The sequence below is a fragment of the Streptomyces sp. SCPE 10 genome (genome assembly GCF_051980735.1).
Classification (GTDB): Bacteria; Actinomycetota; Actinomycetes; order Streptomycetales; family Streptomycetaceae; genus Streptomyces; species Streptomyces misionensis.
In genome coordinates this window covers 277,566-291,274 of the sequence record NZ_CP197069.1, presented here as the reverse complement: position 1 = coordinate 291,274, position 13,709 = coordinate 277,566, and the positions used below count along the sequence as shown (strand labels likewise).

Below are 13,709 nucleotides of genomic sequence, written 5' to 3'. Positions count from 1 at the left end.
CGGCTATCGGGCGTCGTCCTCGGACACTCGCAGGACGACCTCGATCTCCACGGGTGAATCAAGCGGCAGGATGTTCATGCCGACAGCACTGCGAGCGTGCCGGCCCGACCGGCCGAACACCTCGACCAGCAGTTCGCTCGCCCCGTCCACCACCTCGGCCTGCCGGACGAACCCGGGCGCCGAGGACACGTACCCCACGACCTTCACCACCTGCACCACCGTCTCCAGGGGTGCCACCGAGTCGGCGGCCGCCAGCGCCGCCAGCGCGCACTGCCTGCTCAGTTCCCGGGCCCGCTCCGGCGACACCTCCGCCCCGACCCTGCCGGTCGCGGTCATCTCCCCGCCGGTCAACGGGATCTGCCCGGACACGAAGACGAACGGGCCGCTGCGCACGGCCGGCACATACGCCCCTTTGGGCGCGCTCACCTCCGGCAACCGCAGCCCGAGCCCGGCCAGCCTGCCGCGGATGTCAGCGCTCACTGTCCCTCCCGGTACTGGACGAAGAGCACCATCGTGGCACCGCGCCCGCTCCGCCGGGGGTGTATCGCCCGATTCGCGGTCTCGCCCGTCACCGAGGAGCTGTTTCCGGCACGTCGCTAACTGACGGCGACCTGCGCTAGGCCCTCCGGTTGCCGCGCGCGTAACGGTGCTGCACCGCACGCAGCCGGGACAGCTGCCTCTCGAATTCCCCCATGTCGTCGGCACCGACCCAGGGCACCGGCAGCGGCACCGTGGAGCCGTCGCGGAGCGTGGCCACGACACGCAGGTTCGAACTGCGGACACGGGAGTCGACGGCGGCCACCCGCAGGCCCTCCAGGCGGACTATCTCGTCCCAGTCCAGTCGTCGCCACCGCAGCACCGCGCGCAGCCGCAGGCCCTCCGGGCCCGCCTCCACCCGTCGTCTGAGCATCCCGAGCCCGCACCCGAGGACCCCCACCCCCACGACCCCGGCGAAGATCGCCAACTTCTCCGCGCCCGGAACACCGAGACCCGCCGCGACCGCCGCGGCGACCGCGACCAACGCCAACGCCGCGGTCCACCAGCGCGCGGACTGCCCACCCCAACGCAACGACAACTCAGCATGATCGGCCATCCGCGCGATCTTGCCATCCGCCCCGCCCGTTCGCCAGATCGCCGGTGACGTTCTCGTGGCCGACAGTGTCCGCCCGGTGCGCGAACTCGTCCTGGTCACGCGCGGTGCCGTCGGTGAGATGTGACCGCTGGAGGCGGTGAGTGGGGCAGCGCTCGATGACGAGGAGGGCGGCGTCGTCCTCCGGTTCGTGCCCGACGTGATCGATCAGTTCGCGATGGATCTCGCGGACCAGGCTGTCGGGCGTGGCGCCGCGGCGCACGGCGGGGCACTCGACGAGCGGGTAGAAGGCTCCCGAGGGCGAGCGGGCTTCGATGACACCGTCGGTGTAGAGCAGCAGCATGTCGCCGGGCTCGAAGGTGAAGGGGTCGGCCCGGTGCCTGGAGTCGGGAGACTGGTACATGCCCAAGGGGGGTGCCGGATGCCGCGCGTGCAAGGCGGTGACGTGGTGATCGTGTCGCAGCAGGGGCGGCGGGTGGCCACAGCTGATCATTTCCGCCTGTGTTCCATGGTCGGGGATGTCCAGCAGCAGGGCGGTGACGAAATGCTCGCCGGGGTCGTGCTCGGTGTCGGCGACCTCCTCCAGATTCCGGGCCACACTCTCCTCAAGGGCCGCCGCCAGGTCGGACAAGGTGGGACAGCGGTGCGCGCCCTCGCGGAACGCGCCCAGCACCACCGACGCCTCGCCGATGGCGGCCAGGCCCTTACCCCGCACGTCGCCGATGATCACCCGGGTGCCGGGACGGTCGGTGCGGGCCAGGGCGAACAGATCGCCACCGATCCGGGTCTCGTCCTCGGCGGCCAGATACATCCAGGCCACCCGCAGCGGCCCTATCCGGCGCGGCGGTGGCCGCAACAACGCGAGCTGCGCCGTTTCCGCCACCGAACGCGCCCGGCTCAGCTCCCGGCCGCGCCGTTCGCGCACCTGGCAGACGAAGACCACCAGGACCGAGAGCACGACCAGCGCGGCGACCTGTGCCATGTGGTTGGAGGTGGTCAGCCCGCCGTGGAACACGGCGATGCACAGCTGGGCGGCCACAGCCAGCGCCCCCACGAGCGCGGTCAGCCGCGGCCCGGCCAGGGACGCGGTGAGGGCAGGCGCGACCACCAGGAAGGGGCCCAGATGGACGTCCTCCGGGGAACGCAGATCCGCCGCGGTGATCGCGGCGATCAGCGCCAAGGGAATCGCCACCGCCCCGCGGCCCGGCCGTCCTGCCAGGAAGCGGTCCACCGACGCACGCCGCACACTCATACCACCGGTGTACCCCCGTTACCGGACACACGCCCGCGGGCCGAAGCCTCGCCGCCTGGCCGCCCGGGGCGGCCCCGGTGATCAACCCGGCGACTACGCGGCGGCGCCACGGGCGGCCTTCCCGGCCTTCCCGAGGATCACCCTGAGGATCGCCTCGGCACGCGCTCACGGCAGCGCACCGCCGATCTCCGGCGTGACGTGGCGTCGTGCCCCGGGCACACGCGCGGCGAGCCGTGCGCCGTGGTCGGGCGAGTGGCTGGTGTCCGGCTCGCCTTACCAGGTGCCCGACCGGGACCGTGATCGCGTCGAGCGTGAGCGGCCACCGCCCCGTCGCCAGGACGGTGTCACGCGCGTAACCGGCGGCACCCTGGGCAAACGCTTCGTCCAAGGCCCAGGTCCGGTCGGGAAGCCGGAGCAGCGGGTGGCCAACGCCCGGATTCGAACCGGGGTTTCCGTATCGGGGCGAACCCGCGTGCCGTGTCCTGCGCCGCTGGACGACGTATGGCCGGAGCGAATGTATCCACCGGCACGGCGCGCGTCGACTCATTTCCCCCTCCGTGCCGCGGCCCCTGGCCGCCGGCTGCCGGGCGGCGCGGAAAGGGGCCTTCTATCCTGGTCGGATGGTGGATGCGGGGGAGTTCCGGGTCGGTGACGTGCTGTCGGTCGCCTGTCCCTTCACACCGACGCGGGTCGAGCGGGGGGTGACGTGGGGCTGTGTTTCGGTGCGATGGCCGTGGTGGGACATCGACACCGGCAGCGATTTCCTGCACTGGAACGGGATTGTCGCCCTGGGCGTGCACACCGGCGGGCGCGTCCACCCCGAAGCGGAGGCGGAGCTGTTCCGTACCGATCCGCCGCCCGAGCAACTGGCGGCGGGCGACGCCTGCCGGATCGGGGTACCACCGACCGTCGTGCACGTGACGTCCGTCGACCACCACGATCCACCGCTCGAAACGGGCTGGCTGCCCCGGCCCCGTCTGACCGTGACCGTGCTGCCTCGCGGCCTGTCCTACCGGGAGTTCCCGGACGACAGCCATCTCGACGGCACGGGATACTGCATCCAGCCCGGTGACGGCACCCCCTTCACCTTCGACCTGCTGATGCGGCCGTACGCCTTCCTCCAGCAGGGCGACGAGGTCGCCGACGCCGCCGGCCGGGCATGGCGGTTCGACGGGCCCTGGGAGTGGGCCGCCTTCGACGGTGCACCCCCGGGCGCGGGCCCAAAGTGGCCGCTCGTCCTGCTGACCCGCGCGGGAACACCATGCTCCGCCGAGGACGCGGAAGCGGTCGGAGCGGGCACGGCCACCGGTTCCCACCAGGAGACGGTCCGGGCCTGGATGTCGCTCACCGAGGCCTCGCCCACCCCCTGACGCCGGGCCGGCCCGGCACGGACGTACGGACCGCGACGGGGAGCCGCGGTCCGTACGCGTGTGCTGGGGGCACGGCCGGGAGGCCGGTCCGCCCGGGGTGCGGTCGGTCAGCGCACCGCGGATACCTTGGAGAGCGCCTTGGCCAGGCCGTTCGCCCAGAGTTGGTTGACTCGGGAGCGCTCGGTCGTGTTCGGGTAGCGGTTGGTGCAGGACGGGCCGGGGCCGCCGCCCGACATGAGCTCACTGCACGGGCCGCTGTAGTGGTCGGGCAGCCCCAGCACGTGGCCCGTCTCGTGCGCGGCGACGCGGATCGAGTCGTACTGCTGGTTCTGCGTGTAGTCGAGGAAGATGTAGCCGCTGCCGTGGCCGTCGGTGGACGCGTACGACCCGCGCGAGTCGTTGCCCTCGTAGTACGCGAAGTCGGCGCTGCCCGTCGTCGACTGCAGCTTCACGTTGGACACGGAGCTGTTCCAGATCGAGGCGGCGCTCGATATCTGCGAACGGAAGCTGGGCGCCTGGGAGGCGTTGTAGTAGACGGTCACCGCCTTGAGGGAGGGGTGCTCGGCCTGCCGCTGGGCGACGGACTTCAACACCGCGTCGAAGAATGCCTTGTTGCCGCTGTTCTCGGCGGAGCCGACGTAGCCGGCGGCGCTGCGGGCCGGGGCCCGGTCGGCGCCCTGGGTCTGGGCGCCCGCCGGGGCCGCGGTGCCCAGGGCCGCCGCGGCCAGTCCGAGTCCGAGCGTGAGGGCCGCCAGTCTCCTGGAGTTCTTCTGCCCGGTCCTGGTACGGATCGACGTCATGTGGGGGGCTCCTACTCGTTCTGTGGGGTGGAACGATCGGTTGCCAGGAAGTCTCGGACAGTTGAACGGGGCGCGGGATGATGGCAATCGGGGATAGCACCGCGCTATCACGTGCCAACTCGTCCGTATTCGTGGGAACTTCAACATCTGGTGTCCCACGGTGCCCCGCTCTACGCTCCCCCTCATGGAGCTGGAGGTCAGGCATCTGCGCGTGCTCTGTGTCATCGCCGACGCCGGCAGTCTGCACAAAGCGGCCCGGGAACTCGGCATGGCGCAGCCCTCGTTGAGCACGCAACTGCGGCGCATCGAGAACGCCCTCGGCGCCCAGCTGTTCGTCCGCACCCGCGCCGGCTGCCGCCCCACCCCGCTGGGCCTGGCGGTGCTCAGCCGGGCCCGGCCGCTGGTGGCGGAGTTCGCGGCGATCGTGACGGAGACCCGGGCCGCGGCCGCGCGCGCCGCCGGCGGCTTCCAGCTGCGCATCGGCGCCACGGCGAACCGCGCCATCCCCGGCTGGCTGTACCGGCTGCGGACCGGGGGGCCGCGGATCGAGCCGACGCTCCAGATGAACGTGTCCGCCAACACGCTGCTGGCCATGGTCGCCGACGGCCGGCTCGACATGGCGTTCGTGCACGAGGTCGAGGGCAGTCCGCTGCGGATGCCGCCGGGACTCCGTGTCCGCGTCCTCGTCGAACGCGAGCCGCAGTTCGTCACCCTCGCCGCCCACCATCCGGCGGCCTCGCGAAGACGGGTGCGGATGGCCGACCTGGCCGGTGACCGCTGGATGATCGACGCCACCGTCGACGGCGAGTGGGACGCGCTGTGCCGGGCCCTGCGGTCGGCGGGGCTGCGCTCGGAGATGCTGCACGGCGACTACCTCACCGCGTACTCGCTGGCCGCGATCGGCGAGGTCGTCACCGTCAGCCAGCCGACCGCCCACCCCCGCCCCGACCTGGCCATCCGCCCGCTGGAGGGCGACCCCATCGGCGTGCGGCTGCTGCTCGCCGCCCGTACCGAGGCCGAACTGGACGACGTCTACCCGTCCTTGGAGGAGTCGTACTGGGCGGTGGCCCGGGAGGCGCCGGCCTACATGGAGTGGCTGGAAAGCGCCCGCGCCCCGGCCGCCGTGCCGCCCGTCGAGGCGGCAGGCCCACCGGACGACCGACGCCGCCCGGTCCGGCTCCGCGAGCGGCCGCACCTGCCCGCACCGGCGATCGAAGCACACACCGGCTCGTTCCAGACCGCCACCCGGGACACCCGGTAGCCCGCTCCGCTCGGCGAGCCCGCGCGGCACCGACAGCCCGCCGAGCGGATCGGCAGGGACGGTGCACTCCGGCAGGAAACGCGTTCCCGCCACACCCGACCGCCCGTCAAGGGTGTGAGGGGCACCGCCCGTCCCGTGTCGCGCGTCGAAACGGGCACCACGACTGCCCAGCGGTTTCCTGGTACCACTTCGGCCCGCCTGCTATCAGGGAATACCGACCTTCTGTACGAGAGGCGATCCATGCGCTCCCGCGACAACGCACGGGCCGAAGAGGCCGAGAACAGCCGTCCGCCGGTCCGCACACCCGCGGTCCCCGCTGGGACGCCGCTGCCCCCGCTCCTGACGTTCCAGCGCGGCGCCGGGAATGCCGCCGTCGTGCAGATGCTCCGCCTGGCCGGCCATTTTGACGCAGCGAGCGAACAGGCCGATCAGGCGGTGCAGCGCTCCGCCGTGCACGACGTCCTGCGCAGCCCGGGCCGCCCCCTCGACGGCGGCACGCGCGCCGAGATGGAGGCCCGGCTCGGCGCGGACTTCTCGGACGTCCGCATCCACACCGGCAGTGCCGCCCGGGCTTCGGCAGCCGAGATCGGGGCGCGGGCGTACACCTCCCGGGAGCATGTCGTGCTGGGCGACGGGGGCGGCGACAAGCACACCCTCGCGCATGAACTCACCCATGTCATCCAGCAGCGCCAGGGGCCCGTGGCCGGCACCGACGACGGGACGGGGCTCAAGGTCTCCGACCCCGGCGACCGCTTCGAGCGTGAGGCCGAGGCGAACGCCTCCCGGGTGATGTCGGTGCCCGTGGCGCGGGCCGCCGTGGCATCGGTGCGCGCGTCGGAGCCCGGGCGCGCCCACGCACGGGCGACGGACCGGCCCGACGTCCAGCGCGCCGGCGACCGGAGCAAGAACCCGCACGCCGACAGCGGCGGGGAACACAACGACTGGGAGCTGACCGCCCACCACATCGTTCCGCACACCGCTCTGAAGAACGCCTTGGAGCAGTTGAGCGAAGAGGACAGGAAGGACGTCCTCATAGCGGCGGTCCCGTCGAAGATCAGCAAGGACATGCTGCGGCGCCTCGGCCTCTCCGAGGAGCAGTGCAAGAGGATCAATCCCAGGACCATTCAGCAGGCTCTTCTGGACCGCGGGAAGGGCGGCGAGGAAATCGTCCCGGGCACCACCTACGACGAGATGCGTCTCGCCTTCTTCGAATGGCAGGGAGGGAACCAGTTCCTGGGCCCGAACACCAGCATCCGGGCGGAGCCGAGCGACTCCAAGGACGGCATCGACGTCGACGGGAAGTACTTCCTGCCGCCCGGCGCGGGGGACCTGAAGCAGCAGTTCAGCCGGGTCGTCAGTCTGGGGGACGGCCTGAAGAAGTCCCTGCGGAACGGCGCCGAGTCCAAGGAGATCGCCGACATCCTCAAAGATCTCCTCTCCCTGACCAAGGACGTCGTCCCGGCGGCGTTCGACCCGAAGGGCTGGGTGGAGATCACGGACCCGAAGAGGGTCCAGGAGCTGGCGGGCAGCAAGGACCTGGGGCGGAGCCACCTGGCCAAGTACTCCTTCTTCAAGTTCGGCACGGCCAACATCGAACAGGAGTGCCCGATGCTCGTGAAGAAGGAGGACGGCTTCCACGTGCAGGGGGTCACCGACAAGGGCGGCTCGGGCTGGCGTCCCTACTACGAGGGCGCCCCGACGAAGAAGATCGACCAGAAGTACCTCCAGATCAAGGGGCAGTCCACCTACGTCAACATGGACAAGATCGGCAAAGACTTCCCCGACCTGTACGACTTCTGCGTACAGAACTCGCTGCCGACCTCCACCTACCTCCCGCGATCGTTGTGCGCCACGTTGGGGATCGAGTGACCTGAGCACGCCGAGACGCTTGTGAACGTCTCGGCCTGGGTACTCGAAGCCGCGCCATTCACCGGCAGGACGCGTACGCGACGGCCCAGTGATCGCCCAGGCAAGGGGAGAACGTGACGTGACGTTGCGCATCGGGGCAGAAGAAGAGTTTCACGTGCTGGACGTGGAGAGCGGCCGGCTGGTGCCACGCGCCCGCGCCGTTCTGGACCGGCTGCACAGGCCCGGATTCACCACCGAACTCCAGCGCTCGGCCGTGGAGAGCAACAGCGCGGTGCACGACACCCTCGATGCCCTTTTCACGGACCTCGCCCGGTCACGGCGGCTGCTGGACGCCTCCGCCTCCTCGCTCGGCCTGGTCACGGTGGCCGCCGGCACCGTTCCGCTGGCCCGGTTGAGCCCCCGTGACGTCACCGCCGGGCGCCGCTACCGGCACATGGCCGACGCATACCGCAGGGTCGCCGACGAGCAGCTCATCTGCAGCGCGCAGGTGCACGTCGACATACCCGACCGGGACACCGCCGTACGCGCCATGTGCCTGGTGGCGCCGTGGCTGCCGCCGCTGCTCGCGCTGTCCGCCAGCTCGCCGTTCTGGCTCGGCGATGACACCGGCTACGCGAGCTGGCGGACCATGCTCTGGCAGCGCTGGCCCACCGCCGGGCCGCCGGGCTGCTACCCCGACGCCGCCGCGTACGACCGGGCGCTGGAGGAGCTGATCGGCTCGGGTGCCATCAGCGACGCCGGCATGGCGTACCAGGACGTACGGCCCTCCGCGCACCAGCACACGCTGGAACTGCGGATCTGCGACGCCTGTCCCCGGGTGGAGACGGTCGTGCTCGTCGCCGGACTCTTCCGGGCGCTGGTCCGGGACGCGTGCGAGCGACTGGAGCGCGGGGACGCCGGCCGGTGCGACGGCCACCACGAGTGGCTCCGGGCGGCGAGCTGGCGAGCCGCCCGCTCCGGCCTGGAAGGCGCGCTGGTCGACCCGGTCACCCGGCGCGCCGCCCCCGCCCACGGGGTGCTGCGCGGCATGACGGCCCGGCTGCGCCCCGCGCTGGAGGCGTCCGGCGACTGGGAGAGCGTGCACGAGCTGCTCACCCGGGCCCTGGCCGACGGCAGTGCCGCGCACCGGCTGCGGCAGGCGGCCGAGCGCGATGACCTGCTCGCCAGTGTCGACCTGCTGATCGCCGAGACCCGCGGCGCAGCCGGTCCGCGCGGGGGCGTGAGGGCCCGGCCCGCCCGCGCCCCCCGTCTCAGCCCGGTCGCCGGAGGCGCCGGATCCTGACGGGTCGATCCCCTGTCCGCCTGCCCCCCCGTTTCGTCCGGCACCCGCGATGCCCGACGACCGTCTCAGGAGAGTGGTCAGCACCATGTCCCACGTCCCCGTCCGTACGCTCACCGACGACCACCCAGGCCCGGCCGCCCGGCCCGCCCGCGCGTCCGCCCCGCACGGCGGACAGCCCGCGGCGGCCGGCGCGGCTGCGGTGAAGGGGGTGACCGCCTGATGTGCGGGCTCAGCGGCGAGGTCCGGTTCGACGGCCGGCAGCCGGACCTCGCCGCCGTCGAACGCATGACCGACCGGCTTGCGCCCCGTGGACCCGACGGCCGCGGGCTGTGGTCGCAGGGGCCCGCCGCGCTCGGCCACCGGCGACTGAAGATCATCGACCTGACGGACAGCGGCGCGCAGCCGATGGCCGACCCCCGGGCGCGACTCGTCGGCGTGTTCAACGGGTGCGTCTACAACTACCGTGAACTGCGCTCCGAGCTGGCCGACCGGGGCCATCAGTTCTTCTCCGAGTCCGACACCGAGGTGGTGCTGAAGGCGTACCTGGAGTGGGGCGCCTCCTGCGTCGAACACTTCGTCGGCATGTTCGCCTTCGTGATCGTCGAGCAGGCCGGTGGCCGGGTGGTCCTCGCCCGCGACCGGCTGGGCATCAAGCCGCTGTACCTGGCGGAGTCGCCCGGACGGCTGCGGTTCGCCTCCTCGCTGCCCGCGCTGCTGACGGCCGGCGGGGTGGACACCTCGCTCGACCCCGCCGCACTGCACCACTACTTCAGCTGGCACGCGACCGTGCCCGCGCCCCGCACCGTCCTCAACGGCGTGCGCAAGCTGCCGCCGGCCACCGTGCGGGTCGTCGAGGCGGACGGCACGTACCGCGACCACTGCTACTGGCAACCCCTCTACACACGCCGCCCCGAGCACGCCGGCCTGACCGCGCAGGACTGGACGGACGCGGTGCTGGAGGCGCTGCGCACGGCCGTGCGGCGCCGGATGGTCGCCGACGTACCGGTGGGCGTGCTGCTGTCGGGCGGCCTCGACTCCAGCCTCATCGTGGCGCTGCTGGCCGACGAGGGGCAGCGCGACCTGGCCACCTTCAGCGTCGGCTTCGAGGCCGAGGGAGGGGAGGAGGGCGACGAGTTCCACTACTCCGACCTGGTGGCACGGCACTTCGCCACCGACCACCACCAGCTGATGGTCCCCTCCGACCGGGTCTCGCAGGCCCTGGAAGGAGCCGTCCAGGCCATGAGCGAGCCCATGACCAGCCACGACGTGGTCGCCTTCCACCTGCTGTCGGAGCAGGTGGCCAAGGAGGTCAAGGTCGTGCAGAGCGGTCAGGGCGCCGACGAGGTCTTCGCCGGCTACCACTGGTACCCGCAGATGGCCCATGTGCCGCGGCACCGGGCGCCCGACGCGTACGCCGAGACGTACTTCGACCGTCCGCACGCCGACCTCGCGCGCCTGCTGGATCCCTCGGTGCTGCCCGCCGACGACGTCTCCGGCGACTTCGTGCGGGCGCACATGGCCGTGCCGGGCGCCGAGACCGCCCTGGACGCGGAGTTGCGGCTGGACACCCACGTGATGATGGTCGACGACCCGGTCAAGCGGGTCGACAACATGACCATGGACTGGGGGCTGGAGGCCCGCGTGCCGTTCCTCGACCACGAACTGGTCGAGCTGGCCGCCGCCTGCCCGCCCGAACTCAAGCTGGCGGACGGCGGGAAAGGCGTCCTGAAGGCGGCGGGCCGCAAGGTCCTGCCGCGGGAGGTGGTCGACCGGCCCAAGGGCTACTTCCCGGTCCCGGCGATCAAGCACATGGCCGGGCCGGTGCTGCAACGCGTCCGCGAGGCGCTCTCCGCCCCCGAGGCGCGGGCCCGCGGGCTGTACCGCCGAAGTCACGTCGACGAACTGCTCGCCGCGCCCGACGAGCACCGCACCAAGCGCGGGGCGAACGCGCTGTGGCAGGCCGCTCTGCTGGAAATATGGCTGCAGACCCACGGAATCCGCTGACCGGCGCCCGCTCCTTCCCACCGCGCCCGGCCGGGGACGTGGGGGAGGGCGCGCGGGCCGACACGCCGGGCGACGCGCCGGGCCGCCCCGCCCCCGGCCGGCCCGGGGGCGCGGCGGACGCCGCACGGGCGGACCTCGGGGATGCGGCGGACCTGGCCGCCCGTTCCGCGCCCGACGGACCCGAGCGCGCGGCCGATGCCGGGCACCGGCCCCCGACGGGAGCCGGAGCACCCGACCGGGCCCGGAGTGCCGCGGACCGCTCACGACCCGGCCGCGCCGGTGACACGGACACCGTCCGCGGCGTGCGGCCCCCCGAGGGCGAGGCGGTCTTCGCGGGCGAGGCGGGCTCCACCGGAGGCGACCGCACGGGCGACGGTCCGGCTCCCGCGTGGAGCGGCCCGGCCGTGCCCGCGGCCGACACCCGACGACCGCTGCGGGCGCGGCGGGCAGCGGACCGGACGGAGTCCCGGTCGCCCCGGCGGAGCCCGCCGCACCCCCACGAAGTACCGGCGGACCTGTCACGGCCCGGCACGGAGCACGCGGCGACCGCCGACGAGCTGTCCGGGCACCCGGGAGACGGCGAGACGCAGGCCGCGCCCGAGACCCTGGCCGTACCGGACGCCGCCGTGTCGCTCGACGACGTTCCCCGGGTGCTCGTCTCGCACGGTTGCTGGTACCCCTCGGTGGATCCCGGCGGACGGCATGTCGCGTTCATCTGCGACCGCGGCGGGGTGCCGCAACTGTGGGAGGGGCCGGTCGACGGCGACGACGTGCACCTGCTGGACGCCGACCCGGACCCGGTCACCGAGGTCGCCTGGTCACCGGACGGACGGTGGATCGCCTACACGACCGCACCGGGGGGCAGCGAGCACACGCGTGTGCTGTGCGTGCGCCCCGACGGCACGGGACGGCGGGTCCTGGCGGGCGGCGAGCCGGGGACCTCGGCCTACCTCGGCTGCTGGGCGCGCGACGGTTCCGCGCTCGCCGTGACGGTCGCCGAGGCACCCGCGCGCCTGCCACCCACCGGTGCGGAGGCCGGCGCCGTGAGCACCGAACACAGCGGTGCGATCGGTCCCGGAGCGGGCGCCCCCACACCTCTGCCGCCCGTCTCCGGAGCCGCCGAGGCGGTCCATCCGGAGGGCTGGACCGTGCGCGACGGACGCGCCACCCTCCTGGGCGCCCCGTCCGTCCCCGCACCGCCGACCGGCCACACCGCAACCGTCTCCACCGCGGGCCACGCCACGGCCGCGGCCGAACCCGGGCCGAGGACGCTGTCGGCCTACCTCGTCGACCCCGACGGACAGGCCGCCCCCGTGCTGGTGGCCAGTGAACGGGAGGCCGCCACCCTGCGCGTGTGCGACATCAGCGGGGACGGGCGGCTGGCCCTGGTGCGCCGCGGCCCGCGGGCCAGGCGGGAGGCCCTCGTCGTGCGCGTCCGGGACCAGCGGGTCACCTGCGCGGTGCCGGTCGCCGACGGCGACCCGTGGATCGGCGCGTTCGCGCCGGACGCCCGCACGCTCTGGCTGCGCAGCGACCACGAACGCGAGCACGCCGCCCTGTACGCCGTCGCCCTCGACCCGCGGGGTGGCCGCACCGGTCTCACGGTGGCCGCCCAACGCGACGGCAGCGGACTGGAGTTGCTGACCCTGGACCGTGACGGCCGCGGCGCGGTGCTGTCCTGGAACGTGCGCGGCGTCAGTGAGCTGGAGGTGACCCCGCTGGTGCCCGGGACGACCCTGGACCGGACCCGTGCCGTGCCGCTCCCGCACGAGGTGGTCACCCGCGTGGCCGCCACCGCGGACCCGGACGCGCCCGTGGTGGCGCTGTCGGGATCGCTGCGCCGGCCCGGTGTGTGGTGGCTGCCCCAGGGCGCCGCGCTGCGCACCCCGTGGTCCTCACGGGACGAGGACGTCGTGGCCCCCGGCGTCCACCGCCCGGTACGGCCGGTGCCGATGCGCCCCCGCGCCCGGGACGGACTGGACCTCGGCGGCTGGTACTACCGGGCGCCGGGCCGCTCCCCGAGGGAACCCGCGCCCTGCGTGCTGCACCTGCACGGCGGCCCGGAGGAACAGGAGCGCCCCGTGTTCGACCCGCTCTACCACGAGTTGCTGGGCCGGGGACTGGACGTCTTCGCCCCCGATGTGCGCGGTTCCTCCGGCTACGGCCGCTCCTTCGTCGACGCGGATCTGGGCCGGGGCCGGTTCGCCGCGATCGAGGACGTCGCCGACTGCGCGGCGCACGTCGTCGCCAAGGGCCTGGCCGACCCGCTCCGGCTGGCCGTGATGGGCCACTCCTACGGCGGCTACCTGGTGATGGCCTCCCTCGTCTGGCACCCGGAGCTGTTCCGTACCGGCGTCCCGGTGTGCGGCATGTCGAGCTTCGCGACGTTCTTCGCGGGCACCGAGCCATGGCTCGCCCAGTCGGCCGCGCACAAGTACGGGCATCCGGAACGGGACCGGGAACTGCTGCACGCGCTGTCGCCGATGAGCCGCGTCGACGCGCTGCGCGTGCCGGTGCTGGCCGTGCACGGCGAGCACGACACCAATGTGCCGCCCGGCGAGTCCGAGCAGTTCGTGCGGGCGGCCCGCGAGCGCGGAGTGGACGCGGAACTCCTCGTCCTGCGCGACGAGGGCCACGACTTCCGGCGCTCGGACAACCGCCGCGCCTTCCGCAGGGCCGCCGCCGACTGGATCCAGCGCCATCTGACCGGCTGACACCCGGGCCGCCCTCTGCACGGCCGCGCGCCCTTCCCCGCGCGAAGAGGCGGTGTACGGCGAGGCG

The 13,709-nt window shown here is 73.2% G+C and carries 11 protein-coding genes and 1 tRNA gene; 7 read left to right on the top strand and 5 right to left on the bottom strand.

Annotated elements, in window-relative coordinates:
- Positions 1 to 3: 3 nt before the first annotated feature.
- From ACSP97_RS01285 to ACSP97_RS01270, 4 genes are all read right to left on the bottom strand, one after another.
- Positions 4 to 480 carry a RidA family protein gene (locus ACSP97_RS01285; RefSeq protein WP_355327735.1) on the bottom strand — a complete coding sequence of 159 codons (477 nt, stop codon included), beginning with the start codon at positions 478 to 480 and terminating at the stop codon, positions 4 to 6.
- A gap of 136 nt (positions 481 to 616) precedes the next feature.
- Positions 617 to 1,093 carry a PH domain-containing protein gene (locus tag ACSP97_RS01280; protein WP_355327738.1) on the bottom strand — a complete coding sequence of 159 codons (477 nt, stop codon included), beginning with the start codon at positions 1,091 to 1,093 and terminating at the stop codon, positions 617 to 619.
- Positions 1,077 to 2,342: a PP2C family protein-serine/threonine phosphatase gene (locus tag ACSP97_RS01275; protein ID WP_358680021.1), complete on the bottom strand. Its 1,266-nt coding sequence runs from the start codon at positions 2,340 to 2,342 to the stop codon at positions 1,077 to 1,079. Before ACSP97_RS01275 ends, ACSP97_RS01280 begins: the two co-directional genes overlap by 17 nt.
- A gap of 422 nt (positions 2,343 to 2,764) precedes the next feature.
- Positions 2,765 to 2,849, bottom strand: a tRNA-OTHER gene (locus tag ACSP97_RS01270).
- 113 nt (positions 2,850 to 2,962) lie between these two features.
- Here ACSP97_RS01270 and ACSP97_RS01265 point away from each other — a divergent pair.
- Positions 2,963 to 3,712, top strand: coding sequence for a hypothetical protein (locus ACSP97_RS01265; protein ID WP_440556102.1), 750 nt, complete (start codon positions 2,963 to 2,965; stop codon positions 3,710 to 3,712).
- A 107-nt stretch (positions 3,713 to 3,819) separates the two neighbouring features.
- Here the strand turns inward: ACSP97_RS01265 and snpA are convergent, their stop codons facing one another.
- Positions 3,820 to 4,512 (bottom strand): snapalysin, encoded by a 693-nt coding sequence (snpA, locus tag ACSP97_RS01260; protein ID WP_355327743.1) that lies wholly within the window; start codon positions 4,510 to 4,512, stop codon positions 3,820 to 3,822.
- Positions 4,513 to 4,696: 184 nt separating this feature from the next.
- Here snpA and ACSP97_RS01255 point away from each other — a divergent pair, with 184 nt between their 5' ends.
- From ACSP97_RS01255 to ACSP97_RS01230, 6 genes are all read left to right on the top strand, one after another.
- Positions 4,697 to 5,773 (top strand): LysR family transcriptional regulator, encoded by a 1,077-nt coding sequence (locus ACSP97_RS01255; protein WP_355327745.1) that lies wholly within the window; start codon positions 4,697 to 4,699, stop codon positions 5,771 to 5,773.
- Positions 5,774 to 6,013: 240 nt separating this feature from the next.
- Positions 6,014 to 7,642 (top strand): eCIS core domain-containing protein, encoded by a 1,629-nt coding sequence (locus tag ACSP97_RS01250; RefSeq protein WP_440556101.1) that lies wholly within the window; start codon positions 6,014 to 6,016, stop codon positions 7,640 to 7,642.
- Between the two features lie 118 nt (positions 7,643 to 7,760).
- Positions 7,761 to 8,924 (top strand): carboxylate-amine ligase, encoded by a 1,164-nt coding sequence (locus ACSP97_RS01245; RefSeq protein WP_391870790.1) that lies wholly within the window; start codon positions 7,761 to 7,763, stop codon positions 8,922 to 8,924.
- Between the two features lie 85 nt (positions 8,925 to 9,009).
- Entirely contained in the window at positions 9,010 to 9,144 is a 135-nt protein-coding gene (locus ACSP97_RS01240) for a hypothetical protein (RefSeq protein ID WP_358275091.1), read from the top strand.
- Positions 9,144 to 10,928: an N-acetylglutaminylglutamine amidotransferase gene (locus tag ACSP97_RS01235; RefSeq protein WP_440556100.1), complete on the top strand. Its 1,785-nt coding sequence runs from the start codon at positions 9,144 to 9,146 to the stop codon at positions 10,926 to 10,928. Before ACSP97_RS01240 ends, ACSP97_RS01235 begins: the two co-directional genes overlap by 1 nt.
- Positions 10,901 to 13,642 (top strand): prolyl oligopeptidase family serine peptidase, encoded by a 2,742-nt coding sequence (locus tag ACSP97_RS01230; protein WP_440556099.1) that lies wholly within the window; start codon positions 10,901 to 10,903, stop codon positions 13,640 to 13,642. Before ACSP97_RS01235 ends, ACSP97_RS01230 begins: the two co-directional genes overlap by 28 nt.
- Positions 13,643 to 13,709: the final 67 nt, after the last annotated feature.